The 24,985-nt window shown below is 71.8% G+C and carries 23 protein-coding genes; 7 read left to right on the plus strand and 16 right to left on the minus strand.

Features of this window, described 5'->3' with window-relative positions; genetic code table 11:
- The first annotated feature begins 4 nt into the window (after positions 1–4).
- Positions 5–841 (plus strand): aldo/keto reductase, encoded by an 837-nt coding sequence (locus OHA03_RS01595; RefSeq protein WP_266999935.1) that lies wholly within the window; start codon positions 5–7, stop codon positions 839–841.
- Between the two features lie 90 nt (positions 842–931).
- On the plus strand, positions 932–1,414 hold the full coding sequence (locus OHA03_RS01600) for an RICIN domain-containing protein (protein WP_266999936.1): 483 nt from the start codon (positions 932–934) through the stop codon (positions 1,412–1,414).
- A 194-nt stretch (positions 1,415–1,608) separates the two neighbouring features.
- On the opposite strand, the gene OHA03_RS01605 is transcribed toward OHA03_RS01600, so the two are convergent.
- The 3 genes from OHA03_RS01605 to OHA03_RS01615 all read right to left on the minus strand — a co-directional run bounded on the left by OHA03_RS01605 (position 1,609) and on the right by OHA03_RS01615 (position 4,241).
- Complete coding sequence (locus OHA03_RS01605) at positions 1,609–2,538, minus strand: trans-aconitate 2-methyltransferase (RefSeq protein WP_266999937.1); 930 nt, start codon at positions 2,536–2,538, stop codon at positions 1,609–1,611.
- 131 nt (positions 2,539–2,669) lie between these two features.
- Positions 2,670–3,413, minus strand: a complete 744-nt coding sequence (locus OHA03_RS01610) for a class I SAM-dependent methyltransferase (RefSeq protein ID WP_266999938.1) — start codon at positions 3,411–3,413, stop codon at positions 2,670–2,672.
- A 63-nt stretch (positions 3,414–3,476) separates the two neighbouring features.
- Positions 3,477–4,241 carry a LysR family substrate-binding domain-containing protein gene (locus tag OHA03_RS01615; RefSeq protein WP_266999939.1) on the minus strand — a complete coding sequence of 255 codons (765 nt, stop codon included), beginning with the start codon at positions 4,239–4,241 and terminating at the stop codon, positions 3,477–3,479.
- A gap of 58 nt (positions 4,242–4,299) precedes the next feature.
- Between OHA03_RS01615 and OHA03_RS01620 the strand changes: the two genes are divergently transcribed.
- Positions 4,300–4,704 (plus strand): DUF5997 family protein, encoded by a 405-nt coding sequence (locus OHA03_RS01620; RefSeq protein ID WP_266999940.1) that lies wholly within the window; start codon positions 4,300–4,302, stop codon positions 4,702–4,704.
- 243 nt (positions 4,705–4,947) lie between these two features.
- Here OHA03_RS01620 and OHA03_RS01625 read toward each other — a convergent pair whose 3' ends face one another.
- Positions 4,948–5,253: a 4a-hydroxytetrahydrobiopterin dehydratase gene (locus OHA03_RS01625; RefSeq protein ID WP_266999941.1), complete on the minus strand. Its 306-nt coding sequence runs from the start codon at positions 5,251–5,253 to the stop codon at positions 4,948–4,950.
- Positions 5,254–5,315: 62 nt separating this feature from the next.
- On the opposite strand from OHA03_RS01625, the gene OHA03_RS01630 reads away from it, so the two are divergent.
- Positions 5,316–6,125 carry a helix-turn-helix domain-containing protein gene (locus OHA03_RS01630; protein ID WP_266999942.1) on the plus strand — a complete coding sequence of 270 codons (810 nt, stop codon included), beginning with the start codon at positions 5,316–5,318 and terminating at the stop codon, positions 6,123–6,125.
- A 40-nt stretch (positions 6,126–6,165) separates the two neighbouring features.
- Here the strand turns inward: OHA03_RS01630 and OHA03_RS01635 are convergent, their stop codons facing one another.
- The 10 genes from OHA03_RS01635 to OHA03_RS01680 form a co-directional block, all read right to left on the minus strand.
- The gene (locus OHA03_RS01635; protein WP_266999943.1) at positions 6,166–6,909 is read right to left on the minus strand and encodes a YoaK family protein; all 744 of its coding nucleotides are present in this window, start codon (positions 6,907–6,909) and stop codon (positions 6,166–6,168) included.
- A gap of 130 nt (positions 6,910–7,039) precedes the next feature.
- Positions 7,040–9,343, minus strand: a complete 2,304-nt coding sequence (secD, locus tag OHA03_RS01640; protein ID WP_266999944.1) for a protein translocase subunit SecD — start codon at positions 9,341–9,343, stop codon at positions 7,040–7,042.
- A gap of 51 nt (positions 9,344–9,394) precedes the next feature.
- The gene (locus tag OHA03_RS01645) at positions 9,395–9,871 is read right to left on the minus strand and encodes a hypothetical protein (protein WP_266999945.1); all 477 of its coding nucleotides are present in this window, start codon (positions 9,869–9,871) and stop codon (positions 9,395–9,397) included.
- Positions 9,872–9,984: 113 nt separating this feature from the next.
- Positions 9,985–10,770, minus strand: a complete 786-nt coding sequence (locus tag OHA03_RS01650; protein ID WP_267007891.1) for a rod shape-determining protein — start codon at positions 10,768–10,770, stop codon at positions 9,985–9,987.
- Between the two features lie 223 nt (positions 10,771–10,993).
- On the minus strand, positions 10,994–13,108 hold the full coding sequence (ligA, locus tag OHA03_RS01655; RefSeq protein ID WP_266999946.1) for an NAD-dependent DNA ligase LigA: 2,115 nt from the start codon (positions 13,106–13,108) through the stop codon (positions 10,994–10,996).
- A gap of 26 nt (positions 13,109–13,134) precedes the next feature.
- Positions 13,135–15,261, minus strand: coding sequence for an alkaline phosphatase family protein (locus OHA03_RS01660; protein WP_266999947.1), 2,127 nt, complete (start codon positions 15,259–15,261; stop codon positions 13,135–13,137).
- A 96-nt stretch (positions 15,262–15,357) separates the two neighbouring features.
- On the minus strand, positions 15,358–15,771 hold the full coding sequence (locus OHA03_RS01665) for a hypothetical protein (RefSeq protein ID WP_266999948.1): 414 nt from the start codon (positions 15,769–15,771) through the stop codon (positions 15,358–15,360).
- 156 nt (positions 15,772–15,927) lie between these two features.
- Positions 15,928–17,367, minus strand: a complete 1,440-nt coding sequence (locus tag OHA03_RS01670) for a gamma-aminobutyraldehyde dehydrogenase (protein WP_266999949.1) — start codon at positions 17,365–17,367, stop codon at positions 15,928–15,930.
- Positions 17,368–17,444: 77 nt separating this feature from the next.
- A complete protein-coding gene (locus tag OHA03_RS01675) occupies positions 17,445–17,855 on the minus strand; it encodes a nuclear transport factor 2 family protein (protein WP_266999950.1) in 411 nt (136 codons plus the stop codon).
- Positions 17,856–17,887: 32 nt separating this feature from the next.
- Positions 17,888–19,426 (minus strand): cytosine permease, encoded by a 1,539-nt coding sequence (locus tag OHA03_RS01680; RefSeq protein ID WP_266999951.1) that lies wholly within the window; start codon positions 19,424–19,426, stop codon positions 17,888–17,890.
- A 104-nt stretch (positions 19,427–19,530) separates the two neighbouring features.
- Between OHA03_RS01680 and OHA03_RS01685 the strand changes: the two genes are divergently transcribed.
- The 3 genes from OHA03_RS01685 (at position 19,531) to OHA03_RS01695 (ending at position 22,497) form a co-directional block, all read left to right on the plus strand.
- Positions 19,531–20,982 carry a PucR family transcriptional regulator gene (locus tag OHA03_RS01685; protein WP_266999952.1) on the plus strand — a complete coding sequence of 484 codons (1,452 nt, stop codon included), beginning with the start codon at positions 19,531–19,533 and terminating at the stop codon, positions 20,980–20,982.
- Positions 20,983–21,097: 115 nt separating this feature from the next.
- Positions 21,098–21,880, plus strand: a complete 783-nt coding sequence (locus OHA03_RS01690) for an MBL fold metallo-hydrolase (RefSeq protein WP_266999953.1) — start codon at positions 21,098–21,100, stop codon at positions 21,878–21,880.
- Positions 21,877–22,497: a DedA family protein gene (locus OHA03_RS01695; protein WP_266999954.1), complete on the plus strand. Its 621-nt coding sequence runs from the start codon at positions 21,877–21,879 to the stop codon at positions 22,495–22,497. Before OHA03_RS01690 ends, OHA03_RS01695 begins: the two co-directional genes overlap by 4 nt.
- Here OHA03_RS01695 and OHA03_RS01700 read toward each other — a convergent pair.
- Both OHA03_RS01700 and OHA03_RS01705 read right to left on the minus strand, forming a co-directional pair.
- Entirely contained in the window at positions 22,487–23,566 is a 1,080-nt protein-coding gene (locus OHA03_RS01700) for an MBL fold metallo-hydrolase (protein ID WP_266999955.1), read from the minus strand. The genes OHA03_RS01695 and OHA03_RS01700 overlap by 11 nt on opposite strands.
- A gap of 121 nt (positions 23,567–23,687) precedes the next feature.
- The gene (locus OHA03_RS01705) at positions 23,688–24,971 is read right to left on the minus strand and encodes an aminotransferase class I/II-fold pyridoxal phosphate-dependent enzyme (RefSeq protein ID WP_266999956.1); all 1,284 of its coding nucleotides are present in this window, start codon (positions 24,969–24,971) and stop codon (positions 23,688–23,690) included.
- Positions 24,972–24,985: the final 14 nt, after the last annotated feature.

Here is a 24,985-nt window from a genome sequence, read left to right on the forward strand (position 1 = left end):
GCTCGTGAGCCAGGTCCCCTCCATCACCCTCAACAATGGCGTCGAGATGCCGCAGCTCGGTTTCGGTGTCTGGCAGGTGCCGGACACCGAGGCGGCGAAGGCGGTCAGGACAGCCATCGAGTCCGGGTACCGGAGCATCGACACCGCCGCGATCTACGAGAACGAGCAGGGCACGGGCGAGGCCATCGCCACCTCCGGTGTCGCCCGTGAAGAGCTGTTCGTCACCACGAAGCTGTGGAACAGCCAGCAGGGCTACGACGCCACCCTGCGGGCGTTCGACGCCTCGCTCGACAAGCTGGGTCTCGACTATGTCGACCTGTATCTGATCCACTGGCCGGTGCCGGCCAAGGACGCGTACATCGACACGTACAAGGCCTTCGAGAAGATCTACGCCGACGGCCGCGCGAAGGCCATCGGTGTCTCGAACTTCCTGCCCGAGCACCTGGAGCGGCTGCTCGGCGAGACCTCCGTGGTCCCCGTGATCAACCAGATCGAGCTGCACCCGCAGCTCCAGCAGGCCGAGTCCCGCGCCTTCCACGCCAAGCACGGCATCGCGACCGAGGCCTGGTCGCCGCTGGGTCAGGGCAAGGGCCTCCTGGAGGTCCCGACGGTCGTCGCGGTCGCCCAGAAGCACGGTCGCACGCCCGCGCAGGTGGTGCTCCGCTGGCACATCCAGACAGGCAATGTGGTGATCCCGAAGTCCGTGACGCCGTCGCGGATCGCGGAGAACCTCGATGTGTTCGGCTTCGAGCTGGACGCCGACGACCTCGCCGCGTTCGCCGCGCTGGACGAGGGCAAGCGCCTCGGCCCGAACCCGGGCGAGTTCAACCTCGGCGCCTGAGCCCTGCCGCTCCACGACCGAATCACGCGGAACCGCCGCCCGGCCTCGCGCCGGGCGGCGTCCGTATGCCCGAACCTGGAGGACCGCACCATGAGCGGGGAGACCGCACCCGTCGTCGAACCGGGCCTGTACCGGCTGCGCAATGTGGGCAGCGGGCTGTTGCTGGAGGTGTACGGCTCCGCCAAGGGCAGCGGTGCCAATGTGCAGCAGGGCAGCGAGAAGCGGGACGGGGCGGCCGCCCAGCACTGGCAGCTCTCACCGGTGCACGAGGGCGCCGCCCTCTACCACCTGACCAACGCGCACAGCGGCAAACGGCTGGACGTCGCCAACGCCTCCACGGAGAACGGCGCCAATGTCCAGCAGTGGAAGGCCAACAACTACGGTGCCCAGGAATGGCTGGTCGAACAGCACCTGGATGCGCCGGGCACCGTGACCCTGGTCAGCTTCATCAGCGGACTCGTCCTCGAAGTGGCCGACGGCAGCACCGCGGACGGCGCCAACGTCCAGCAGTGGGAGGACACCGACTCCCCCGGCCAGTGGTGGCAGTTGGAACCGGTGCCCCAGGTGCGCTGAGGGCTGTCCCGTAATCCCTGGTGGATCAGCGCGCGGCATCGGATGCGGTGCATCGCAAGGCGGAGGGGCGTCCTCATGCCGGTCGTATTCGGGCGTTCCGACAACGGAGGAGGTACCCCCGTGCCGTTGAGGCTACGGGGGAGAGGTGCCGTGGCTGTCGACGTGCGCCCGCCAGGGGCTACGGGACAGCCGCCCTAGGCGCGCCGGGCCAGGTGGACCGTGCGTGCCGTGAGCAGGAAGACGTCCGGGCGGTGGCGCAGCCCGGCCGGGTCGTCGGGGTCGAGCAGCCGGTCGAGTACGGCGAGGTCGTCGGCGGTGAGCGCGTCGCCGAACATGTCGCGCCGCCAGGCGAATTCGGCGATGACATGGTCGCGGGCCTGGTCGGAGAGTGGTGCGGGCAGGTCGAGCAGGAAGCTGCGGGTGCCCTGCGGGGCCAGCCCCACCGCGGTGAACAGGGCCCTCCAGTCCTCGATCTCCCGCTTGGCGTCCGGAAGGGACGCCCGCATCTCCTCGAACCAGTCCGCGGTCACCGCGTCGAGCCTCGCCTCCAGGCCCGGCCGGCCGAACCCGATGTCACGCGGCAGCTGACGGGGCGGCAGCCCGCCCTCGACGAGGGCGACGGTGCCACCCGGGCGCAGCAGCCCCGCGAAACCGGCGAGGACGGCGCGCTGGTCACCCATGTGGTGCAGCGCGTTGCCCGCCCAGATCAGGTCCGTGTCCCCCAGCTTCGCCAGTTCGTCCGGGAGCTCCGCGTGCAGCGTACGGACGCGGTCACCGAGGCCGAGCCGTTCGGCGCGGGCCCGGGTGCGCTCCAGCAGCGCCGGGGTGCCGTCCACGGCGACGACTTCCGCTTCCGGGAACGCCTCGGCGAGCAGACACGCGATCACGCCGGGGCCGCTGCCGATGTCGAGGACCCGGCGTACCCGCGGGGCGGTGGGAAGGCCGGCGATCCAGCGGGTGGCCTCCTGGTACTGCGGGCTGCTGAGCTCGGCGTTCCGCTCCAGGAGCGGGCTCATGACGTCCCAGTCGATGTCGGTGGTGTCGTGGTGAGGGCTGTGCGCGGCACGGTCGTGCCGACCGTGGGCGGTGTCGTGGTGGGGGCCGTGATCGGCATGCTTCGTCATGCGGACAAGACTCGCCCCGTGTCAGGTGTCCGGCAAAGCTTTGTTGCCGGTTCGGCAAACCGCCGTTCCTCGCACCACTCATACGCTTGGGCGCCATGTGCGGACCATCCGTGGAGCACGGTCTCCCGCCGTCAGTCCCGGCGGCGGAACACCAGCAACCGGTACTCCGGGTCGCGGCGGGGCCGGTCCGGGTCGGGCAGGGCCAGCAGCGCCGCCGCGAGCCGTTCGGCCGCCGCCCCCGGCAGCTCCAGACGCGAGACGAAGTCGCCCCTGCGTACACTTCGCGCCGCCGCCTGCGGTGACCGCCCCTGTCCATGGCCGAGGAAGCGGGCCTCCCCCACCACGTCGAGCCCGGCTTCCGCCCCGTACGGGACGACCAGTTCCTCGCTGTCCGACGGTTTCGGCCTCAGGTAGGGGGCGAACGCCTCGTCGATGTCGCTGCCCACGTCGTGCGCCGCGTCCTTGTCGACCGTGGTGACGAACACCCCGCCGGGCCGCAGTACCCGGGCCGCCTCGGACACCACCGCCCGCACCTCCCCCGCTCCCCGCAACAGATGCAGCAGCCAGATCGCACCGACCGCGTCGACCGTCGCCGCACCCAACGGCAGCCGCCGCGCGTCGGCGAGCGCCACCGCGCCGATCCGCTGCCGGGCGAGCCGCGCCATTCCGTACGACGCATCGGTGCCCAACACCTTCAGTCCGGGCCGGGCCACCGCGATCCGCCGGGTGACCAGCCCCGTACCGCAGCCGATGTCCAGCAGCGTGCGCGCGGACTCCGGGACCAGGCCCAGCACGGCGCGGGCTGCGGACTCGGCCCTGGGCATGCCACCGCGGGTCGCGTCGTAGACAGCCGCCTCGGTGTCGTAGTCGAGCATGCCGCCGACTGTAGGACACCGGCCGGACCCCGGTGGGCGCTGCCGGAAAACTCCGGATGCGCGCTACGACCGACGGCGCGGCTTGCCGCGCTTGCCGCCCTTCGGGCCGCCGGAACCGCCCCGTGGGCTCTTGCCGGCCGACTTGCCGGCCGCGGGCTTCCGCCGTGCGTCGCCCGCGTCGGGGCGCTTGCGCTGCTTCGGCTGGGGCGGGGTGGCGGTGCGGCCACGGGTGCTGTTCACGGTCCGCCCCCGGACGATCCCGATGAAGTCCTCCACCATGTCGGTGGTTGCGTCCTCCGGCCACGAGAGTGCGATGCGCGACTCGGGAACGCCGGTGACCGGCCGGTACGTGAGGTCCTTGCGGTGGTGCAGGCGGGCCAGCGACTGCGGGACGATCAGCAGTCCCACTCCTGCCGCCACCAGTTCGATGGCGTCCACCGTCGTGGCGGGGCGCTCGATCGCGGGCCGTCCTGGCGGACGCTCCCAGTCGAGGGTGTCGTCGAGGGGATGCAGCACGATCTCGTCGGCCAGATCCTCGGCGGACACCTCGTCGACCGCTGCCGCGATGTGATCCTTCGGGATCACGACCACCGTCGTCTCGGTGTACAGGGGGATCGCGCTGAGGTCCGTCCGGTCGATCGGCAGCCGCACGAATCCCGCGTCGGCGCCGCCGCCCCGCAGCACGTCGGATGCCTCCGCGGCGGTCACCGCGACGAGGGTCAGTGGGATCTCGGGCAGCCGCTCGTTCCAGATACGCACCCACTTGGTCGGCGTCACGCCTGGTACATACGCGAGCCGGAAAGAAGGGGAGATCTCGGAGCCTGTCACCCCGCCAGGTTACCGGTCGTGGTCGGAGGTCTCGCACACGCTCGCTACTCTTGACACCATGACGTCGCACCAGACCACCCAGACCATGAAGCCCGCAACCGCGGCGAAGAAACTGGGTGTGTACCTCGAGGCCACCCCCGCCGAGTTCCAGGAGGGTGTCGTCTCGCGCAGCGAGCTCAACGCGCTGCAGGCCGATCCGCCCGAGTGGCTGCAGGAACTGCGGCGCAACGGCCCCCACCCCCGTCCGGTGGTCGCGGCGAAGCTCGGCATCTCCATCTCGGGTCTCGCGCGTGGCGGCATCACGGACGCCCTCACCACGGAACAGATCGAGGCGTTGAAGAAGGACCTTCCCGAGTGGCTACAGAAGGAACGCGCCATCCAGGCCGAGGTCCGGAAGGAAGCGGTCCGCATCAAGGAGAAGAACGCGGAGCAGGACGCGGAGCAGGGCGACCGGACTCGCTGACCTCCCTCCCCCCGCGCTCGACGGCTGCGGACGCGGCCGTCGCCGCGGTGAGCGGGCACACCCGGGCGGCGTACGCGGACGCGATGGAGCGCGGCGACACCGATACGCCTTGGCTCGCCGCGCACCCCCGGTTCGGCGCGGCGCCCTGACGAGCGCTGCGCCCTGGTTCTGCCACCGCGCCATCGCGCCCTGCGCGGCGCCCCCCGTTCCCTCACTGGCGTTACGTGCGTCACTCGCGCTTCGTCAGTGCGCGCCGTGTCCCGTAGCGACCGCCTCCACCCGCGCCGCCAGCGTCAGGTCCTTCTCGGTGACCGCACCACCCGCATCGTGCGTGTGCACGGCCAGGGCAACAGTGTTGTATCCGAGCGTCAGATCGGAGTGATGGTTCAGCTCGTCCTGGATCTGGGCGACATGGACGGCCAGTGCAGCGGCGGCGAAGTGCGAGGCGAGCCGGTAGGTACGGGTGATCCGGTCACCCTCCAGCGCCCATCCGGGCAGCTCGCTCAGCCGGTCCTCGATCTCTTTCTGCGACAGCGGTTCGGTGGGCACGGGGCGGCTCCCTCACGAGGTCGGTTGCTGATGGGCGGTGGCGGTGACGTTACGGTCTCCGTATGACAACTGTCGCGCTTGACACGGGGGTAGGGCCACTGCTGCGCAGCTGGCGTCAGCAGCGGCGGATCAGCCAGCTGGAGCTGGCCCTGCGCGCCGACTCCTCGGCCCGTCACATCTCCTTCATCGAGACGGGCCGTTCTCGCCCCAGCGAGGAGATGATCCTGCGGCTGGCCGATCATCTCGACATCCCGGTCAGGGAACGCAACGCCCTGCTGGTGGTGGCCGGTTACGCGCCCCGCTACGCGGAGACCGCGCTCGACGACCCGGCGATGGGCGCGCTGCGCGACGGCATGGAGCAGCTGTTGCAGGGGTACGACCCGTATCCGGCGCTCGTCGTCGACGGCACGTACACCGTGGTGGCGGCCAATCAAGGCATCGCGATGCTGCTGGAAGGGGTGGCGGAGCATCTGCTCGCCCCGCCGCTGAACGCCATGCGGCTCACCCTTCATCCGCAGGGTCTCGCCCCGCGCATCCGTAATCTGCGGGCGTGGCGGGCGGATCTGCTGGCGCAGATGGAGCGTCAGATCGCGCTGGCCCGTTCGGCGGAGCTGCGTGAACTGTACGAGGAGGTCGCCGCCTATCCGGTGCCGGACGGCGCCGGCGGTCAGGACGAGCCGGCGGGGCCGCCTTCGGCGCTGTCGTTCGCGCTGCCGCTGGTGATCGAGCACCACGGGCGGGTGCTGTCGTTCGTCTCCTCCATCGCGACGTTCAATACGCCGATGGATGTCACGGTGGCCGAGTTGGCGATCGAGACGTTCCTGCCCGCCGATCAGGAGACCGCCTCGTATCTGCGGTCGCTCGCCTCCTGACGGCCGGGCGTCAGGTGCGGCCCTCGCCGGGCGCGCGGTGTCATTTCTTGGCGAGGGGGCGGGTCCACGGGGCGTCGGTGCGCGCCAGGACGGTCGCCGCCGCGCTCACCGCCGCCAGGATGACCGCGGCGAGCAGCAGGGGCAGCGTCGGGTGTCCGTTCAGGACGGCGAGGGCTCCGACGACGGCGCCGAGCAGCATGGCGCAGGCCGAGACCACCCGCCGTCCGGCCTTGTTGCCGGCTCCTCCGGTGAGATGGCTGTCGGCGGCGATGCCGGTGATGGTGAGGGTCAGCACCGTGGTGGTGAGGTCGGGGACCGCGAGAGCGCGGGAGACGGCGTTCTGCACACCGAGGCCGAGGGCGAGCAGCACGATGAGGGTGAAGCGGACCCCTCCCACGAACGGAGTGCCGGACACCAGCGTGACGATCACGGCGGCCGCGACGCACACGGTCTCGGCGAGGAGCGCGTACTGGAGCATTCTGCCCCGGTGGGCGTGGGTGCGGTGCACGAGCAGGCCGCCGAGCAGCGCCCCGGTGGCGAAGGCGGCGAGAGCGACGAGCGAGGCGGCGACCGAGAAACCGGGGGCCCCGGCGAACGCGAAGCCGGAGAAGACCACGTTGCCGGTCATGTTGGCGACGAAGACCCTGCCCAGCTGCAGATAGCTGACGGCGTCGACCAGGCCGGTGACGACGGTCAGGGCGAGCATCAGGGGCGGCAGCGGCCCGTGCCGGTCGGTCATGTCCGGTACGAGGGTGGCCCAGGCCTCACGCAGCAGGACGGGCATGAGCACGCTCCAATCACCGGGACGGAATCAGGATTGTGCCGTGATCGGGGTGCGGAACGCAGGACCGCCGCAGCGTGTGCCGCCCCCGCACCGGTGGGTGGGGGCGACACATGCTGCGGGAGCGAAGTGCTTATACGCGCGCCCCGTTGTCGAGCGGGTCCCGGTGTTTCGCTCCCGCGCCGGACGTGCGTCCGGGCGCGCGCTTGCGTGCGGGCGGCGCGGCCTTGCTGCTCCTCTCCAGGGTGAGCGCGACCGGTACGGCGGTCAGGACGGAGGAGTACGTGCCGACGCAGATGCCGATGAGCAGGGCGAGCGCGAAGTCCGCGAGGGAGTCGCCGCCCAGCACGGCGAGGGCGGCCAGGATGAAGAGGGCGCCCATGCCGGTGTTGACGGTTCTGGGCACGGTCTGCAGGACGGCACGGTTGGCGATGGTCGTCACGGATTCGCGGCGTGCCTTCGCCCACAGTTCGCGGACCCGGTCGAAGACGACCACCGAGTCGTTGACGGAGTAACCGATGACGGTGAGAAGTGCGGCCAGGAAGATGCCGTCGACGGTGCGGCCGAGCCAGGCGAACGCGCCGACCAGCAGGATGACGTCGTGGACGAGCGCGGCGACCGATGCCAGGGCGAACGTCCAGCGGAACCGGACCGCCAGATAGGCGAGTTGTACGAGGACGGCGACGGCGAGCGCGATCAGCGCGTTGCGCCGCAGTTCGTCGCCGAGGCTGGGGCCGATGAGTTCGTCGCGGACCTTGGTGGTGTGGCCGCCCTCCTCGGCAAGGGCGGCGCGCAGGGCGTGCTCCTGGTGGTTGTCGAGGTCTCCCGTGCGTACGGAGAGGTCGCCGGCGCCCGCCGTGGTGACCTCGGCGTCGCCGAACCCCGCTCCGGCCAGGACGGTGCGGGCGGTTTCCACGTCGACGGGCCGGCTGGTGGAGTACTCGACGAGCCGGCCGCCGGTGAACTCCACGCCCAGGTTGACACCCCGTACGGCGATGCCGAGAACCGCGACGGTGATCAGGGCCGTGGAGATCAGCAGCCAGCGGCGGGGGGACCGGAACAACTGCGGATCACGGCGGGCCAGCCAGGTCCGTACGCGTCCGGGACGCGCGATGCCGTTGACGCCCCGGTAGTCGCTGACGAACCGCGAGCGGGACGCGATCTCGGTGAGGGCGCGAGCGATGACCAGCGCCGAGAACATCGACGCGAGAACACCGATGGCGAGCGTGACCCCGAAGCCCTTGACCGGTCCCGAGCCGAGGAAGAACAGCAGACCGGCCGCGATCAGTGTGGTCACGTTGGAGTCGGCGACCGCGCTCCAGGCGTTACGGAACCCGGCGGTCATCGCGGAGCGCAGGGAGCGGCCGGACCGTTCCGCGTACTCCTCTCTGGCGCGTTCGAAGACCAGCACGTTGGCGTCGACCGCCATCCCGATGGCGAGGACGAATCCGGCGAGTCCGGGGAGGGTGAGGGTGACGCCGAGAGCGACCAGCGCGGCGTACGAGACGACTCCGTACGCGGCCAGGGCCACCGCGGCGAGTGCGCCGAAGAGCCGGTAGACGAACGTGATGAAGAGGGCGGTGGCGGCGGCGCCGATGAGGGCCGCCCGGGCGCTGGCATCGATGGCGGCGGCGCCCAGCGTCGGGCCGACGGTCCGCTGTTCGACGATCTCGACGGGGAGGGGCAGCGCGCCGCCCTTGATGAGCAGCGCGAGATCGCGGGCCTCGTCCGCGCCGAAGGAGCCGGTGATCTGCGTGGAGCCGGACGGGAGGCCCACGTTGCAGCCGACGGACGGGGCGACCTGGGGGGAGGAGATGACCTGGTCGTCGAGGACGATCGCGACCCGCCGCCGTTCGTCCTGAGCGGGATGGCAGGCGGCTTCGCCAGTCAGCCGGGTCCAGTCCCGGCCCGCACTCTTGTGGAAGTCGAGGGCGACGGTCCAGCCGGCGCCCTGCTGGGCGTCGAAGGAGGCCCCGGCGTCCTTGACGCCCGCGCCGGTGAGCCGGGCCGGGCCGAGGGCGAGAGGGCGGCCCTCCTCGTCGGGCAGCGTCGGCCCGGCGGCCTTGCCCTTCTCCTGTTCCGTGCCCGGGCCCTGGACGGCGTGGAAGCTGAGCTGGGCGGTCCTGCCGATGACTTCGGCGGCCTTGCGCGGGTCCTGGACATCGGGCAGTTCGACGATGATCCGGTCCTCACCGGACCGGGTCAGGGTCGGTTCGGCGACGCCGAGCGAGTCGATGCGCATGCGCAGCACCTCAAGGGTCCGGTCGGTGCTCTCCCGGTCCGCCTTCGTGGTGGCGGAGTCCGTGGCCTGGAGCACCATCCTGGTGCCGCCCTGAAGATCGAGGCCGAGTCTGGGTGACATGGTCAGCGTGATGAGCACGGAGACGAGCAGCACGGCCGCAGCCAGGACCGCTCGCACCGTGGTGGCGCGAGTCATGGAAATCCTCCGAGGGACGCCGGCCGCCCTCACCTCGGCGAGGACGCGCCGTCAGATCTGTCGAGCAGAACGGTGGCCGAGGGAACGGTCCGTCCTCGGAGGGCCGCGTACGCCGGGGAGCGCCACGCGGAGGCGGTCGGCTGCGAAGGAGGGGGCGTCCGGGGCCCGTTGCAGAGCGGGAAGCGGTACCTGGATGCCGTCCGGCCCCGGCAGCAGGGCGCCGCCGGGGCCGGGCGGTGGGAGCTGGTGCTGAATACGGATGTGGTCGGTGGCGACCCAGGGGCGGGGAACGGCCGGGAGGTCTGTGCGGTCGTGGCCGGTCGCCGTGGCCGTGCGGGCCCACCGGGTGTCGTGCGGGGGGCCGGGGCGGACGGTCCGGCCGGTGCGCTGGGTGGGCGTCGGGGCGGTGGGCGGGTGCGCGGCGGCGGACGCAGGACCGGTCAGGGAGCGTGGCGGGGTTACGCCTCCGGCGGCCGCGACGGCTGCGGACGCGCCGCCGACGACGGTGAGCACGACGAGGAGAAGCACGACCAGGGCCTGACGGGCCGCCGTCGTGCGCCCTCGGCGCGCCGTACGGCGGGCCGAGCTGTTCGGTCGCCGTCTCGGGGGTGTGTACCCCGGGGGCGGCGCCGGCAAGGTGGTCACCTCACCGGGCCGGGCAGGGCCGATGCCGCGCCGGCGTGCCGGAGCGCGGAACCGAGGATCAGTCCCGCGCCGCGCACCACCGTGGTGGCCGGGTCGTCGGCGAGCCGCACCGGAACCCCGAGGCGGACCGCGATCCGGTTGGTGATGTCGGGGCGCAGCGCACCGCCTCCGGCGAGCAACGGCCCCTTGCGCAGGGCTCCGAGGACCGCGCCGTGCCGGTCCTGCCGCCACATCTCCATGATCATGTCCAGTGCGGTGCGGACGACAGCGGTGGGCGGCTCGGCGGGTCCGAGGTCACTGAGCCCGGTCTCGGCCTGGCGGGCGTCACAGACCATTCCGTCGACCAGGAGGCTGACTTCGATCAGCTCGGCCCCGATGTCGACGACGAGCAGCGGGCCGCCGTCCTGCGGTCCGGCGTATGCAGCAGCGGCTCTGGCGCTGTCCAGCACGATGATGCGCGTCGGCTCGAGTACGGCGAGCAGCTCCCGCACCTCGGCCCGGTGTTCGGGCCCGGCGAGGACCGGGTGGCTGAGGACGATCAGGGTCTCGCTCCGGTCGGCGCCCAGAGCCGTGTCGGCGATGCGGCTGAGCATCCGGCCGCAGGACTCGGGGTCGACGATGCGCCCGCGCCGGACCGGACGGCCGTGACCGGACCCGCCCTCGGGATCGCCGGTGGACTCGGCTTCGGTGACGATGCCGAGTCCGGGGATCCAGGCGCGGGTGCAGGAGCTGCCGAGGTCGAGCGCGAGTCCGCGGGTGACACCGCGGTATCCGTTGCGGATGGACCGGCCGTGTCGCCGTCCGTCGTGCGGAGAATGCACCGTCCCTCATCCCCCGGCTTGCCGCAGCAGCCGTTCACACACACGTCGACCCGCTGATAGCGAGGCACGACCGAGCCCTCACTATGCAATAAGAAGGCAAAGAAAGCCACTCTTAGGTAAAATCCAAGGGTTCGGCGCGCCCGTCCGTCCACCCGCGCGGACGGGCGCCCGAGTGTTCCGCCCCTCACACCTCCGACGGCAGGAACTCGGCGATCAACTCGGCGAACTCGTCCGGCGCGGCGATCCGTACACCGAGATCCTCCGCCTTGGTGCGCTTGGACCCGGCCTTCTCCCCGGCGACCAGCAGCGTGGTGCGCTTGGAGACGCTGGACGAGGACTTCCCGCCGGCCCGCTCGATCAGCTCGTTCATCTGGTTCCGCGAGAGCTTCTCCAGCGCCCCGGTCATGGCTCCGGTGACCACCACCGTCATCCCGTCCAGCGGCCGTTCGGCCGCCGCCTCGCCGTCCGCGGGGACAGCGGCCCCGTCCGCGTCCTCCTCGCCGGGCTCCGGCGGCGGCGTCGCGCCGGGCTCGACCATGTTGACCCGGGCGGCGACCAGCTTCTCGATCAGCGGGGCGAGCTCCACCAGCTCCGCGACGACGGCCGCGGCCTTCTCCTTGCCGATGCCGTCCACCTGCTGGAGCGCATCGGCATCGGCGGTCCGGATCCGGTCCATGGTCGCGAAGTGGCGGGCGATCCGCCGCGACATGGAGCGCCCGGTGCCCCGAACCCCCAGCGCGCAGAAGACCCGGGAGAGCGGCCGGCTGCGCGCCGTCTCGATGGCGGCCAGCAGATTGTCGGTGCTGGTCTCGCCCATCCGCTCCAGGCCGAGCAGCTGCTCGCGTTCGAGAGTGAAGAGATCTGCGAAGTCGGCGACCAGGCCGGCATCGACGAGCTGGACGACGCGGGTCGCGCCAAGCCCTTCGATATCGAGCTGGTCGCGTCCCGCCGCGTACGAGATGGAGGCGACCAGGCGGCAGTCCCGGCCCCGGACACAGCGCCAGCGCTGCTCACCGGTGTCGATCTCGGAGCCGCACTGCGGGCAGGCCTCCGGGAAGACGATCGGCTTCTCGTCGCCGGTCCGCAGATGGGCGACGGGTGCTTCGATGCGGGGGATGATGTCGCCCGCCTTGTAGACCATCACCCGGTCGCCCAGACGGAGATCGCGGCGGGTGATGTCGGCCGGGTTGTGCAGCGTGGCGTAGCTGACGGTCGATCCGTCGATCTCGACCGGCTCCAGCACGGCGCGCGGCGCGATGATCCCGGTCCTGCCGACGTTCCACTCGACAGCGAGGAGCCGGGTGACCTTCTCGACGGCCGGAAGCTTGTACGCGATGGCCCAGCGCGGCGCCCGGGTCCCCGAACCGGCCTCGCGCTGGTCGGCCGCGAGATCCGCCTTGATCACGATGCCGTCGATGCCGAACGGCAACGAGGCGCGCAGCGCGGCGACTTCCTCGACCCGGGCCTGCACCTCCTCGACGGTGGTGACGGTGCGCGGCGCCACGTCCGTGTCCGCCGCGGTGTGCACGCCGAGCCCGGCGACGTACTCCAGGACCTCGCTGTGCGGGAGCTCGGACAGGGTGCCGGTCAGCTCGCCGGACTCCGGGAGCGGCAGGGCACCGTACGCGAAGAACGTCATCTCGACCGTGTAGGGGCGGTCCTTGGCGCGGAGGGTTCCCGCCGCGCCGTTCCTCGGGTTGGCGAAGGGGGCGCCGCCGTGCTCGGTGCGCACCGTGTTGGCCTGTTCGAACTGCTCGTTCGTCATCAGGATCTCGCCGCGCATCTCGATCGTCACCGGCTCGCCGAGCTGTTCCGGAAGCCCGACGACGGTGCCGATCGCATGCGACACGTCCTCTCCCGCGGTGCCGTCGCCCCGGGTGATCAGGCGCTCCAGCCGGCCGGACCGGTAGCGGGCGGCGACCGCGAGTCCGTCGAGCTTCGGCTCCACGGACCAGGCGGCCACCGGTCTGCCGATCCGGCGCTCCAGGGACGCCGTCCAGGTGACGAACTGCTCGGCGGAGAACACATTGTCCAAGGAGAGCATCGGCACCGTGTGCGGCACGTCCCCGCCCGCGGCGCCGCCGGCGACCTTGCCGCTCGGCGAGGCGGCCAGCACGTCCTGCGGATGCGCCTCCTCGTACGCGGCGATCCCGCGCACCAGCCGGTCGTACGCGTCGTCGTCGAGCGTGCTCTCGCCCGTGGCGTAGTACGCGGCGGCGGCCGCCGAGGCTTCTTCGACCGCAGCGGCGTAGGCGGCGGCATCGGCGAGCACAACAGCTGAGTTCGTCATGGCCCTCATCCTGCCGCCCACCACTGACAACGCCCTCAGCCGGCCGCCTGCACGGCCCCGTCCCCCTCGCCGGCGTCATCCGCGCCATCGGGCGTCAGCGGTACCTGCGGCCCGGAGCACTCCCGCAGCCAGCGCCGCAGCACCTCGTGCACCTGCTCGGCTCCCACCAGTTCACCGTCCGGCTCCGCCGATGTGCGAGAGGCCACCGGGTCCGACATGGAAAAAGGCCAGAGCAGGAACGGCCTCGACTGCCGGCCGCCGAGTCCGCCGTGCGAGCCGATCTGTTCCTCGAAGGCGTGCACACAGCCCGTGTCCGGGTCGTACATCGAGTTGACCATCACATCGGCGACGTGCGGGAAGGTGTCGGTGCGCCGCACCGCGGCCGCCGCGCCCGGGCCGAACGGAGCCAGCGGGCCTTCCCCGTCCTTCAGTTCCGACACCGGTATCTCGGCGCCGCCGCGCCCCAGCACGACCGATCCGTGCCGCTCGCTGCGGACCAGCAGGAAGCCGATGCCCGGGTGGTTGGCGAGGGTGCGGAGCAGCGCTGGGTGGCGGCGGTCGAGCTGTTCGCGAGCCGCGCGTCCGTCGATGTCGGGGAAGGAGATCAGGCCGAGGTTGCCGGAGGCCAGCACAATCGGGTCCGACGGGGGCCCGGCGTGCTCCGTCGCGCTCTCGTCGACGGGACGGTGCAGGGCGATGCGGACCGCGTCACGCGCCTCCGAGGCACTCCTCGTATGCTGCGCCCGGCGCGGCACGGGCAGCCCGCAACCCGCCCGCACCAAGTCCTTGAGCGTCAGCCCGTACGCCCCCGCAAAGGTCTCGCCCGGGCTCTGTCCGTGGTCGGAGAGCAGCACGATCCGGTAGGTCCGCGGGGTGTGTTCGGCGACCTTGACGATCAGGGCGAGCGAACGGTCCAGCCGTGCCAGGACCTTCTCCGCGTCCCGGCTGTGCGGCCCGGAGTGGTGCGCGACTTCGTCGTACGCGACCAGGTCGGCGTAGACGGCGGTGCGCCCGGCGAACATGTCGCCGATGACCGCGGCGACCACCACATCGCGTTCCACGACGGTCGCGAAGGCGCGGATGAAGGGGTAGAGCCCGCCGCGCTTGATCCGGGGCGTGTCCTTCCTGAGCCTTGTCCTGGTCGACTGGACGATCTCCCGGACGACCTCGGCGACGAACGACAGCGCGGTACGCACCGCATTGGCCGGGTCGGAGAAGTAGGCGAAGTAACCGGCTCGTGAGCGGCGTCCCTTGCCGCGCCTTGCGGCCATCGACAGCACGAGCGCGAGCTGGTCGGCGCCGCCGCTGAAGAGATTGCCGCGGCTGGCTCCGTCGAGGGTCAGCAGCCCGCCGTCATGGGTGCGCACGATGGCGCGCCGCTGCAGTTCGAGGGCGCTCGCCGGTCTGCTGGAGACCATGACGTCGCCGGTCTCCTTCTCGTACCAGCGGAAGGCGGGGATGTCGTAGTTGCTGCCGTGCAGAATGCCCAGCTGGCTGGCGCCGGTCTGGCTGGACCAGTCGGTGCGCCACGGGGTGAGCCGGTGGCTCGACCGGTCGCCGAGCCAGTGCGCGACGGTGGGCATCAGCCCGTCGGCGGCGGCCTGCGCGAGGACGTCGTGGCCGACGCCGTCGAGCTGGATGAAGACCGTTCCGGGCGGTCCGCTGCGGCCGCTGTCCGCGCCCCGGCCCGTGCCGGTGCGACGGCGGCGCCGGTCGGCGAGGCGCGAGAGTCTGCGGCGGTAGGCGTTGTCGTCGCGGACGGCGAGCGCGGTGGACGTCGCGGAGGCAACGGCGGACATCACCGCGGCGACGACGACCGCGGTCTCGGGGTTGGCGGCGCCGCGCCCGTCCGGGGTGAGCCGCAGGGCGACCAGCAGCAGCGAGCCGTTGAGGAAGAAGACCAGCATCCCCAGGACGAGGGCGGGCACGATGAGCAGCGCCCGTACCAGAGCCGGCCAGACCAGTGCGGAGAGCAGACCGAACGCGCCCGCGCCCCAGGCCGCCGTGAACGCGATCCTGGTGATGCTGTCACCGTTGTCCGACTGGAGCTGGAAGTCCGGCAGAATCGCGGCGAGTACCAGCATCGTGAGGGTCGAGACGGCCCACACCACGATCACTCGCATGAGGGCGCTGCCGGCCGTGCGCCATCGCCCGTCACTCACGCCGTCCCACCTCACACGTCCGGGCCGCCTTGCTGCTGAGTGCCCGGTCCCAGCCTTTCACAGGGGGCTCGTGCGGCGTGGGGCTCCGGGTGGCGGTCAGCAGCCGTCGTAACCGGCGGTCGGCATGGAGAGCCTGCGGTGCACGCTCGCCTTCGTGCGGCTGCTGTACGACGGCTCGTCGAGACCGGCGAACTCCAGCCGTACGCCGCGCCGCTCGCACTCCGCGGCGAACTGCGGCACCGACGTCAGTGCCCGGGCGAGGACCCGGTCGTTGGGAGCCACGAACAGTTCGATGTCGCCGCCATCGACATCCGCCCACAGTGCGTGGTGGTCGGGGCGCAGGCCGTAGAAACGCAGCTCTCGCGTGACGACATAGCCCTTGTCCGCGGCCCACCGGGCGCACATGGCCTGCTGGCTGCGGGTGTCCACGAGGAACGGGTCGCTGTCGAGCTCCTCGAGCGGTGTGAGACTGGCGATCGCCGCCACCCGTACGTCCCGTACGTCCCCCATGGGCGTTCCCCCCCGTGCTAGGCGTACCGGCGACCCTACCTCTCCGGCACTCGTACAAAAAGGCGCATGTCAGGACGGGAGGCGTACGGGCCGGAGCGCGCCGCCGCCCCCGCGCCGGGGCGGAGCCCGGAGCGGGGGCGGTGGGAGAAGCAGGTGTCAGAGCGACGTCATGACGTGCTTGATGCGCGTGTAGTCCTCGAAGCCGTACGCGGAGAGGTCCTTGCCGTAGCCCGACTTCTTGAATCCGCCGTGCGGCATCTCGGCGACGAGCGCCATGTGCGTGTTGATCCACACGCAGCCGAAGTCGAGGTTCTTGGACATCCGCATCGCCCGTGCGTGGTCCTTGGTCCATACGGAGGAGGCGAGGGCGTAGTCGACGCCGTTGGCGTACGCGACCGCCTGGGCCTCGTCGGTGAACGACTGGACAGTCATGACGGGGCCGAAGACCTCGTTCTGGATGATCTCGTCGTCCTGGCGCAGACCGGAGACGACGGTCGGGGCGTAGAAGTAGCCCTTGTCGCCGACCCGGTGGCCGCCCGCCTCCACCCTGGCGTGCTCCGGGAGCCGGTCGATGAAGCCGCTGACCTGGGCGAGCTGACCTGCGTTGTTGAGCGGGCCGTACAGCACGTCCTCGTCGTCCGGCTGCCCCGTCTTCGTGTCGGCGGCGGCCTTGGCGAGCGCGGTGACGAACTCGTCGTGGACCGACTCGTGGACGAGGACGCGGGTCGCAGCCGTGCAGTCCTGACCGGCGTTGAAGAAGCCGCCGACGATCAGGTCCTCGACCGCCTTCTCCAGGTCCGCGTCCTCGAAGACGACGGCCGGGGCCTTGCCGCCGAGCTCCAGGTGGACCCGCTTGACGTCCTTGGCCGCGCTCTGCGCGACCTGGATGCCGGCCCGGACGGAACCGGTGATGGAGGCCATCGCCGGGGTCGGGTGCTCGACCATCAGCCGGCCGGTCTCACGGTCGCCGCAGATGACGTTGAAGATGCCGCGGGGCAGCTCCAGCGCCTCCAGCACGCCGCCGATGATCTCGGCGATCAGCACGGTGGAGGCCGGGGTGGTGTCCGAGGGCTTGAGTACCACGGCGTTGCCTGCGGCGAGCGCGGGTGCGAACTTCCAGACCGCCATCAGGAGCGGGTAGTTCCACGGAGCGACCTGCGCGCAGACACCGACCGGCTCGCGGCGGATGATCGAGGTCATCCCTTCCATGTACTCGCCGGCCGAGCGGCCTTCGAGCATCCGCGCCGCACCCGCGAAGAAGCGGACCTGGTCGATGGCCGGGGCCAGTTCCTCGCTGCGGGTGAGGTGGAGCGGCTTGCCGGTGTCCCGGCTCTCCGCCGCCACCAGCTCGTCGGCCCGCTCCTCCATCGCGTCGGCGATCTTCAGCAGGGCCAACTGTCGTACGGAGGGGGTGGTATCGCGCCAGACGGGGAACGCGGCGGCGGCGGCCGCCATCGCCGCGTCGACGTCCGCGGCACCGGAGAGCGGGGAGGTGGCGTAGACATCGCCGGTGCTGGGGTCCACGACATCGAGCGTGCGGCCGTCCGAGGCGTCGGCGAAGGCGCCGTCGATGTAATTGCGGAACGTGGTGCTCATGGAACCGGTCTCTCTCGTGGTCGGTCGGCGTTCGCGGGTACGCCCCCGGTCGGGCGGCCGCACCCGTGAACGCCTCGTCAGGCGGTGGTGCGGGCGGACAGGTGCTCGTGGACGGCGGGCCAGCTGCCGTCCTCGGCGCGGGCGAAGACGATCGTCTCCCGCTCGTGGACGGTCTCCTCGCCGGCCCGGGTGGCGATCCTGGTCTCGACGTCGTGGCTGAATACGGCAGTGGAGCCGAGGTGCTGGATCAGCTGTCCGGTGGAGGTGCAGCCCAGGATCCGGAAGTCGTCCTCGGCCACCCACTGCTGCCACAGCGCGCGGTACTCGGCCGTGGAGGCGAGCCGCTGCGGCGTGGAGTGGAAGACGAAGGTGGCGTCCGGGGCGAAGGAACCGAAGTAGTCGTCGATGCGCCCCTCGGCGAAGGCCGCGACGAGCGCATCGGCGGCGGCCTGGATCTCCTGGACGGGGGTGCTCTCGGACGTGCTCATGGGTGGCTCCTGGTTACGGGCGGGGTGGGCGCTCAGTGAGCGGCGGCGGGTTCGGCGGCGAGGGGCTCCTCCGGACCGCCGGTGATCGGCGGGACCTCGGTGTCCGACGCCCGGACGAGCCGGGGTCCGTCCGGGCCGTACACCCCGCGCGGCTCCGGGAACAGGGTGAGCAGGGCGAGGTAGAGCACGGCTGCCAGGGCGAGGCCGACCGGCAGGGAGATGTCCGCGCCGTTCGCCAGGTTGCCGAGCGGGCCGACGAACTGGCCGGGCAGGTTGGTGAAGAGGAGCGCCACGACGGCGGAGATGACCCAGGTGGACATTCCGCGCCAGTTCCACCCGTGGTTGAACCAGTAGCGTCCACCGATCTGGCGGCGGTTGAAGACCTGCAGGGCGTCCGCGTCGTACCAGCCGCGCCGGGTGAGGTAGCCGAGAGCCATGACGATCATCCACGGGGCCGTGCACGTGATGATCAGGGTGGCGAAGGTGGAGATGGACTGCGCGAGGTTGAGCGCGAACCGGCCGACGAAGATGAAGGCGATCGACAGGGCCCCGATGAAGAACGTCGACTGGACCCGGCTGAAGCGCGTGAACACGCTGGAGACGTCGAGCCCGGTGCCGTACAGCGCGGTCGTGCCGGTGGAGAGGCCGCCGATCAGGGCGATCAGGCAGAGCGGCAGGAAGTACCACCCGGGCGAGATGGCGAGCAGTCCGCCGACGTAGTTGGGGGCGGCCGGGTCGACGTACTTCGCGGCCTTGGCGGCGATGATCGACGCGGTGGCCAGGCCGAAGAGGAACGGCAGCAGGGTGGCGATCTGGGCGAGGAACGCGGCGCCGATGACCCGGCGGCGCGGCGTAGCGGTCGGGATGTAGCGGGACCAGTCGCCGAGGAAGGCGCCGAACGAGACCGGGTTGGACAGGACGATCAGCGCGGAGCCGATGAAGGCCGGCCAGAAGAGCGGGTCGGCGGTCGAAGCGAAGGCTCCCGCGTACCCCGGGTCGAAGTCTCCGGCGAAGGCGAAGGCGCCCAGGACGAACAGCGCCGAGGCCGCGACGACCGCGATCTTGTTGACCAGCAGCATGAACCGGAAGCCGTAGACGCAGACGACGAGCACCAGTCCGGCGAAGATCGCGTAGGCGACGCCGTAGCTCACATCGGACTCGGGGAGACCGGCGAGCCGGTGGGCTCCGCCGACGAGTGCGTCACCGGAGGACCACACGGAGATCGAGAAGAACGCGACCGCGGTGAGCAGCGAAAGGAACGAGCCGACGATCCTGCCGTGCACGCCCAGGTGGGCGGAGGAGGAGACGGCGTTGTTGGTGCCGTTGGTCGGGCCGAAGAGTGCCATCGGGGCGAGCAGCAGGGCGCCGACGAGCAGCCCCAGCACGGTTGCCGCCAGGCCCTGCCAGAAGGAGAGCCCGAAGAGGATCGGGAACGCACCGAGCACACAGGTTGCGAAGGTGTTGGCGCCGCCGAAGGCCAGCCGGAAGAGGTCGAGGGGGCGGGCGGTGCGGTCCGCTTCGGGTATTCGCTCGACCCCGTTGGTCTCGACTTCGGTGATCGAGGAAGTCACGGACGCTCCACCTACTGTTCATGCACGGGGACTGGTCCCTCAGTCTGTGGTGCCCGAACTGCGGGCGGCAATTGTGAAAGTCACAAAGGGATACCCTGTTATCTGTGGCCAGCGACAAACTCACCGTTGAGGATCTTCTCTCCTACCCCGCTCTCCAGCTCACTGTGAAGGCGGGCAGCAGCGGTCTGGGCCGCTCGGTCTCCTGGGCGCACGCGAGCGAGCTGGACGATCCGACGCCCTGGCTCCTCGGCGCCGAGGTGATCATGACGACGGGCCTGGCGATCCCGCGCAACGCCGCCGGGCAGCGCGCGTATCTGGAGCGGCTCGACGACGCCGGGGTGTCCGCGCTGGCCCTCTCGGCGCAGCTGCACATGCCCCCACTGCACGACGCCTTCTTCCGGGCCGCCGAGGAACGGGGCTTCCCGATCCTCGAGGTGCCGCTCGCCGTCCCGTTCATCGCGGTGTCCCAGGAGGTCGCCGCATCGGTCCAGGAGGACGCCCGGCACCGGCTCGGCGCCCAGCTGCAGGTTTTCGGTTCGCTGCGCTGGCTGGTCGCCGAGGACCTCGACACGCCGACACTGCTGCGCCGCCTCGAACGCCTCTCGGGTTACGACGTCTACCTCTGTACGCCGCAGGGACGCCCTCTCCTGCCCGGCGTGCCCGTGCCCGATCCGGGCGTCCTGCCCGCCTCCGTCGATGCTCCGCCGACCGTGCCCGGCGGGTTCGTGCTGCCCGTTCCGGCGCCCGGCGGCCCGGCCGGGTTCCTCGTCGCCTACGAACGGGAGGGCGCCCAGCCGGCCGGGCTCGCCGTCGTCCAGCACATCGCCACGGTGGCGGCCCTGCGGGTGGCGATGGTGCGCAACGAACGCGAGACGCTGCGCCGGGAGGGCGCGGAGACCCTCGCCGAGCTGCTGCAGGAGGTCCTCGACCCGGAAGCGGCCCGGCGCAGGCTCGCCCGGCACGCGATCGAGGGCGACACCGTGCTGATCGTGGTCCGCCGGACCACGGACGAGGCGCTGCTGCGGTGTCTTCAGGAGCATCCGCATCTCCTGCTCACCCGGGGCGAGGACCGCTATGTGCTGGGTGCGCCGCAGCTGGCCGACCGGATCGGTGAACTGCCGGACGTGGCGGCGGGGATGAGCCGCCCGTTCCTGCCGGGTGCCGCGCTGCGGGTGGCGCAGCGCGAAGCGCTCTGGGCGGTCTCGAAGGCCGTCGAGTCGGGCCGCCCGGTGATCCGTTACGGGGACGACTCGATGGGCCGCTGGCTGCCCGACGACCCGGCGGTGCTGACCGCGCTGGTCGAGCATGTTCTCGGCGCGGTCCTGCGTTACGACGAGGCGCACGACTCGCAGCTGCTGGTCTCCGCCCGCACCTGGATGGAGCGCGACCGCCGCACGGATGCGGCGGCGGCCGCCCTCCACATCCACCCGAACACCCTCACGTACCGGCTGCGGCGGTTCGGCGCGCTGACCGACCGCGATCTGGCGTCGACGGGAGCGCTGGCGGAGGTGTGGCTGGCGATCCAGGCGGCAGGGGCGCTGGGGCTCACGGACTGAGATCTCCGTGTCGCCGGGCACAGCCGCGGCCGGACGCGCCCGGTCGCCTGTCCGGCTCCGGCATTACGCTCATGGCCAGGACCGGACAGCGGGAACCACGGGCGAGGAGGCAGCGGTGCCGGTGGAAGTCACCTGGTGGGGTCATGCCACCTGCACCATCGAGGACTCCGGAGTCCGTGTCCTGACCGACCCCCTCTTCATGCGCCGCCTCGCCCACCTGCGCCGCCGCCGCGGCGCGCTCCCGGGCCCCGAGGCCACCGTCGCCGATGTCGTCCTCATCTCCCATCTGCACTCCGACCATCTGCATCTGCCGTCGCTGGCCCGCCTCGCGCCCGGCAGCCGGCTGATCGTGCCGCTCGGCGCCGTCCGTTCCGTACCGGGGCTGCGGATGCTGCGCCGGGTGCGCGGGCTGCGGATCACCGAGGTGGCGGCCGGAGACGAGGTGCGGGTCGGCGGCGTGCGGGTACGGGCAGTCCCCGCGCAGCACGACGGGCGGCGGCTGCCGGTGGGCCCGCACCGTTCGCCCGCGCTGGGCTTCGTCGTCGAGGGCGAGGCGCGCACGTACTTCGCCGGGGACACCGGGCTGTTCGACGAGATGGCGGAGGCGGTCGGCCCCGTGGACGTGGCACTGCTGCCGGTCGGCGGCTGGGGCCCGTATCTGGGTCACAGCCATCTGGACGCGGGCCGCGCCGCCCAGGCCCTGGCCCGGCTGGCACCGAGATCGGCCGTGCCGGTGCACTACGGCACGTACTGGCCGATCGGGATGGACGGGGTCCGGCCACACGAGTTCCACTCACCGGGCGACGAGTTCGTCCGTCAGGCGGCTCTGCTGGCACCGGACGTCACGGTGCACCGGCTTGCCCACGGCGAGCATGTGCGGCCGGAGGCCGCCAGGTGATCCAGGAGGTCGTGGGGCAGCTGCCCCCTGAGTCGACACAGCAGGCCGTCGGCTATCCGTCCCTGTTTCTCTTGGTGGCGCTGGGTGCTCTGGTGCCGGTGGTGCCGACCGGGGCGCTGGTGAGTTCGGCGGCCGTGGTGGCGTTCCACCAGACGGACCCGTTCGCGCTGCTGGTGGTGTTCGGGGTGGCGTCCTTGGCGGCGTTCCTCGGGGACATCTGTCTGTACTGGCTGGGGCAGCGCGGGGTGCGGTCCAGGAACGGTTCGAAGTGGCTGCAGGCGATCAGCGACCGGGCGGCGCCGGAGCGCCTGGCCCAGGCGCAGCAGAAGCTGGACGAGCACGGTTCGGTGGTGCTCGTGCTGTCGCGGCTGGTGCCGGCCGGGCGAATTCCGGTGATGCTGGCGTGCCTGCTGGGCCGGATGCCGATACGCCGGTTCGCCCGGGGGGATGTGCCGGCCTGTCTGGCGTGGGCGGCGACGTATCAGCTGATCGGCATTCTGGGCGGTTCGCTGTTCCCCGAGCCGTGGCAGGGCGTGGTCGCGGCGGTCGGCCTGACCCTGCTGATCAGCGGGGCGCCCGCGGTGTGGCGCAGGGCGCGGGCCCGGTTCAGCCGCTGATCCCCCGGGGCGGCTGCGGTGAGCGCGGGGCGCGGGCTCCGTGCAGCACCCGCGAGCCACCGATCGGCAGGTCCCAGAGGTGTTCGCGCGGATGGCCGGCCCGCTGCCAGGCGGCACGGAGCCTGGTGAGCGGTTCGAGTACGGGCTCCGCGGACAGCAGGAACGTCGCCCAGTGCATCGGCGCCATCGCGCGGGCGCCGAGATCCTCGTACGCCTGCACGGCCTCTTCCGGATCGGTGTGTACGTCGCCGAGCCACCAGCGCGGTTCGTACGCCCCGATCGGCAGCAGGGCCAGATCGATCCCGGGGTGGCGGCGGCCGATCTCCGTGAACCAGTGCCCGTAGCCGCTGTCCCCGGCAAAGTAGACCCGCTGTCCGCCGCCACCGCCGATGCCGTTGATGATCCATCCGCCCCACAGGGAGCGGCAGGTGTCGGTGAGGGTCCGCTTCGACCAGTGGTGGGAGGGCACGAAATCGAAGCGGACACCGTTCAGCACCGCCGACTCCCACCAGTCGAGCTCGGTGACGCAGGAGAAGCGGCGGCGACGGAACCACCGGCCGAGTCCCGCGGGGACGAAGAACGGGGTGTCCTGCGGCAGTCTGCGCAGGGTGGGGGCGTCGAGATGGTCGTAGTGGTTGTGACTGATGACCACCGCGTCGACGGTCGGCAGATCCTCCCAGCGGACGCCGACGGGCGTGATCCTGGCGGGTGTGCCGAGGATGCGGCGGGACCAGACGGGGTCGGTGAGGATGGTCAGCCCGCCGGTCCGGACGATCCAGCTGGCATGTCCGACCCACGTCACCGTGGTCGTACCCGCATCGGTGTCGGGCAGCGGTTCGGGGGCGTACGGGAGCCGGTGGATGCCCCGCAGTCCCTCCGCGTCGGGCCGCACGGTGCGCTCATAGGCCAGCCTGGTCATGTTCCTGACACTCGGTAGCGGGGCGGTGAGCCGGTCGGCGAACGTGTCGGGCCAGACCCTCACCTCGCCGAGGGGGCGCGGCGACACGATCCGGCCGAGGGGAGCCGGGCGCGCGGGCCCGTCGAGGGAACGCTCGGTCTGTTCCGTCATCGAGGGACTCCCGTCTCGGAGTGCGTCGTCGAGTAAGTCATCGCGGGTACGGCGCCGCCGGTGCCGCGTCGCGGGTGCGGCGTCGCTCAGGCCATCTGGGACGCCGTCGGGTATGCCGGCGTCAGCGGAGTTCGCCGAGAGCTGCTGTGAAAATGCTCAGCGCTCGGGCGACGTGCGGCAATTCAAGGGGCTCCACCGCAGTGAGGGACTCCATCTGCTGCTCCGGCGTCGAGCCCAGCAGCGGCCCGGTGCCCAGCCGCACCCGCAGCGCACCGAGCTCGTCGCCGAAGCGGTGGCCTCCCGGGGTGGGAGCGCCGAGGCGCTCGGTGAGGTACTCCTCCAGTTCCAGGGAGTCCGTGACACCTTGGGTGGCCAGTCGGGACCGGAGAGGGCCGAGGTCGGCGTAGAGATGACGGCCGGCCTGCGGGGGTCTGGCCAGCGCCCCCGAGGAGAGCACCGCCCGGTGGGCCGCGGCCGCGACCTGCGCCTGCAGCCCGGCGGCCAGGCGGACCCGCGCCGTGACGGGCTCCGGTTCACGCAGCGCATGGGCGGCCGCGGCAGCCACCGGTCCCGCGACGAGGGCGCCGAGCGCGGTGAGGATGTCCAGGGTGCGGGCATGCCGCGCCGCCGCCCGTTCGGTGTCCGGGAATCTGGCGACCGCGACCGGCCAGGCGGACGGAGTCAGCGCACCGGACAGATCAGAGACGACGGTGACGTCCTCGGGGCACATCTCGGCGGGGCTGAGCAGGACGGTGTCGTGCGGCCGGTGCAGGGTGTCGCGCCAGGTCTCGTCACTGACGATGTGCATCCCCTCGGCGACCGCGGCCTCGCACGCCTCGCGCACGAGTTCCGGCGGCGCGACCGTGGCGGTCGGGTCGTCGACGACGGAGATCAGCAGGAGCCGGGGTCTGCCGCCCTCGGCGCGCACTCTGCGTACGGTCTCGAGAAGCGCGTACGGATCGGGCACGCCGCCGCACTCGGCCGGGGTCGGCACATGGTAGGCGGGCCGGCCCAGCAGCCGGGCCTGAGGGATCCAGGTGGGGGGACACGGGCGCGGCATGAGGACATCGCCACCGTGTGCGGCGATCAGGGCGAGCAGCAGGGGTGAGGCGCCGGGGGCGGCGGCGATGTGCTGCGGTCCGCCGCGCAGTCCGCGCCGGATCCAGTAGGCGGCGGCCGCCTCGCGGAGGGCCTCGCCGCCGCCGGTCGGTTCCGGCTCACTGCGCCCCGCCGCTGCGGCGAGCACGTCGGCCAGTTCGGGCAGCACGGGCAGCCCCGGATCGGGTGCGGGCGGCCCGTACCGAACGGGCCCGCGGTCCTCCCGAAGGGTCCGGGCGGCGGCCCGCCCGGCGCCACTCCCGGCCGGTCCCGCATCCCCGTCCCGCCCGGCCCGCTCCCGCGCCATCCCGGGCCTCCTTC

This window comes from Streptomyces sp. NBC_00154, assembly GCF_026342835.1.
In the GTDB taxonomy this organism is placed as follows: domain Bacteria; phylum Actinomycetota; class Actinomycetes; order Streptomycetales; family Streptomycetaceae; genus Streptomyces.